The organism is Photobacterium pectinilyticum (assembly GCF_024357955.1).
Classification (GTDB): Bacteria; Pseudomonadota; Gammaproteobacteria; order Enterobacterales; family Vibrionaceae; genus Photobacterium; species Photobacterium pectinilyticum.
In genome coordinates, this window is record NZ_JANEYT010000155.1 from 1 (window position 1) to 2,642 (window position 2,642).

Sequence of the window (2,642 nt, forward strand, 5' to 3'; positions counted from 1 at the left end):
TCAAATTGTTAAAGAACAATACTGACTGGATAGCGGCTTAAGTTGCCGTGCTCCGTGTCAGTGAGGACGCATTATAGGGAGAGAATTCGAGAGGGCAATAGATTTTTGCAAATAAATGATCGCTCGCTCAATAAGTAACCACAGCGTGCATTTTAGATAAAATATCACTCAATATTGTGTTCGGATTGTCGCAAGGGAAACACTCTGTGGTTGCTGCCAGCGATCTTCCCAGGTGACCGTAACTTCAATTTGCTTCACATCACCTGCAGTCGCCAGTGTTTTCGAACGTACAGCCTGTTGCCAATCAAATGCTGTCCCCGCTCGGCTAACCGTTCCGGAAATAACGTTCAGGCTTATATCGGCATAAGACAACGGCTTCATTAGCTCCAACTGGTTTTCACCAATTTGGATGGCCATAAGCCCTTTTGCAGCGGTTTCACCTTCGCGCTCGTAGTAAGACTGCATCTTAATCATCGCCAACACCGCCACCGCCACAATGGCTAGAGAAACCAGTACTTCAATTAAGCTAAATCCTTGGTTATTTCTTACTCTATTGAAAATCACGCCACGTTCCCTGCTGCCATTGCACTATTGTATTTATCGTCGTCGGTAATCTGTCCTTCCAATACTTATCATTGTATTGGGCTTTAAACCCTGCATTGGCAATAAAGTTCATGCCTTCCATATCTACCGCAACCCCACCAAAAGTATGCAAGGAACCAGCAACATAAAATGCCGTATTCTTAAATGGTGTTTCATGAAAAGAATCTCCACACACTGATGCTTTATAACAAGAGGAAACCATATCCGCAGAGACTAAAGTACTCTTACTGTCATTCGTCTTGAACTGATAGAGCAAGCCAGACAGTCCCAATTGACCATTATGAAAAACCGCCCCATCCTGAACCACTATCAAAGCAGAATCAGTATCAGGCATAGGTATGGCAGGTGTTGATAAGTTGAAAGGCTTCAAGCCAGCCTCCTCTGATGTAGAAGTAATGTAGCAACTCCCTTCCACCCAAAATGACCTATCACCATTTTTAAATGCGGTATTAATTTGCTCGGCACAATCTGGAATCAAGCTCTCACCTTTGGGAGGGCTTATCACATGGAAAGTACCATTGTTCTTCACGCTCTCCCATTCACTCTTAGGCACACCAAAAAAATCGTTGAACATATCCATGTCAGGTTCTTCTAGAATATCTTTAGCCAAAGGCCAGACAGTCCCAACCTTTGCAAAACTTTGATAGCCTGAACGGCATGTCTGTGCGCTAGTCAACTTCGCAGTATTATTCACTGCATCTAAATCAACGCTTGTAGGAAGTTGCTCTGCACTATACCCATCGCCATCTTGGACGATTACTTTTGAATTACTCGTGCTATCTGTATGCTTGAAATTATTAAGATCTTTCACAATCATGGTTATACATTCTCCATCATTGTGATTGGGCAAAAATTCAAAGTCCCCTCTCAAGGTAAAAATTGACGAGGTCTTGAAAATCCCAGGCATCGGTGAAACATTTTCGACCTTAACTTCCTTTGCAACCTTTCTTTGACCTGGGCCTTTCTCTTCAGATACTGTGCTAGTGAGTGTATATAAACTCCCCGTTCCAATTTGCTGCCCCGTGACAGCCAATGTCAGACGATTTTCATCACCACTTTGACCTAAGACCAGATCGTCGCAAGCGTTATACGAACGCGTTTGAGGATCCCCCACTGTTATCTGGTTAACAGCAAACGCACACTGCAAGCCCCCCTCGGCTATCCAATGACTCTTTTTAGCCGAGAGAACATTCTGAAAACGCTTGACGTTATAGTGGCTCATTTCGACAGACTGATATAAACCATACGTTCCCAGTATCATGAGCATTAAAGTCACTGTCAGGGTGACAAATCCATTTTGCTGACGTCTCATATCCTTCTCCGAATTAATTCACTACGGTAACGTTCAACTGGCTACTATCTTGGGCTCCATTGACCGGTGAGCTAGCAGACATAGCGACAGCTATAGCCGGAAACAGAGAAATGTCTACCACAAAGCTGGCTAACTGAATTTCCGAACTCACTGAGATCACCTCTCCACCAGTACAGGCTGCAGTGATATTTTTAGGCGGTTCAGTAATACTTTTCTGTTTGGTGTACAATTTCAATTCGCTACTGTCATTCAAATACAAAGATGAATAATGAACTTTATCTACTCCACCATCTGTATACTCATAGGCATAAGCTAAGCAATCACGGGCTGCGTTAACAAACACAGTCTGCGGGGAATCTTTCCACTTAACGGCACCAGCTCTAGTACCTTCAATCGCAAAGCCCGCACGGCGCAGATCGTTACGGATAAACTGATTCAAATCGTGAAACTGGCTATCAAAATTAAGCTGCTGGGTAATACGATTTGATGTACTGAACCCATTAGCGAAAACGCTGGACAAGACCATCAGCAACACTGTCCCCATGACACATGGCCAGCATCAATTCGATTAATGTCATACCGCTTTGCTTAACACGATTCATAACCAACCACCGTACCAACAGAACAAATCCTTACTCTCGACTTGCTGCTTATACCAAACTGGAAAATTAACTGGTCAGGTTGATCCACTCTCTTGAACACATTTTTGATACCCTTTGAGGACTCG

General features: G+C 43.6%; 4 protein-coding genes. All 4 read right to left on the minus strand.

Annotated features, from left to right (window positions below; genetic code table 11):
• Window positions 1-168: 168 nt before the first annotated feature.
• The 4 genes from NHN17_RS25520 to NHN17_RS25535 are packed head-to-tail and all read right to left on the minus strand — an operon-like array spanning window position 169 to window position 2,517.
• Window positions 169-564: a type IV pilus modification PilV family protein gene (locus tag NHN17_RS25520; protein WP_255045478.1), complete on the minus strand. Its 396-nt coding sequence runs from the start codon at window positions 562-564 to the stop codon at window positions 169-171.
• A complete protein-coding gene (locus NHN17_RS25525) occupies window positions 551-1,915 on the minus strand; it encodes a hypothetical protein (RefSeq protein ID WP_255045479.1) in 1,365 nt (454 codons plus the stop codon). Before NHN17_RS25525 ends, NHN17_RS25520 begins: the two co-directional genes overlap by 14 nt.
• Window positions 1,916-1,928: 13 nt before the next feature.
• Window positions 1,929-2,441, minus strand: coding sequence for a hypothetical protein (locus NHN17_RS25530; RefSeq protein WP_255045480.1), 513 nt, complete (start codon window positions 2,439-2,441; stop codon window positions 1,929-1,931).
• The gene (locus NHN17_RS25535; protein WP_255045481.1) at window positions 2,416-2,517 is read right to left on the minus strand and encodes a prepilin-type N-terminal cleavage/methylation domain-containing protein; all 102 of its coding nucleotides are present in this window, start codon (window positions 2,515-2,517) and stop codon (window positions 2,416-2,418) included. The genes NHN17_RS25530 and NHN17_RS25535 overlap by 26 nt, the downstream gene beginning before the upstream one ends.
• Window positions 2,518-2,642: the final 125 nt, after the last annotated feature.

Excerpts from the sequence above, each read along its gene's own strand:
- NHN17_RS25535 (WP_255045481.1), bottom strand. The coding sequence starts at position 2,517 with ATGAATCGTGTTAAGCAAAGCGGTATGACATTAATCGAATTGATGCTG.
- NHN17_RS25525 (WP_255045479.1), bottom strand. The coding sequence starts at position 1,915 with ATGAGACGTCAGCAAAATGGATTTGTCACCCTGACAGTGACTTTAATG.
- NHN17_RS25530 (WP_255045480.1), bottom strand. The coding sequence starts at position 2,441 with ATGGTCTTGTCCAGCGTTTTCGCTAATGGGTTCAGTACATCAAATCGT.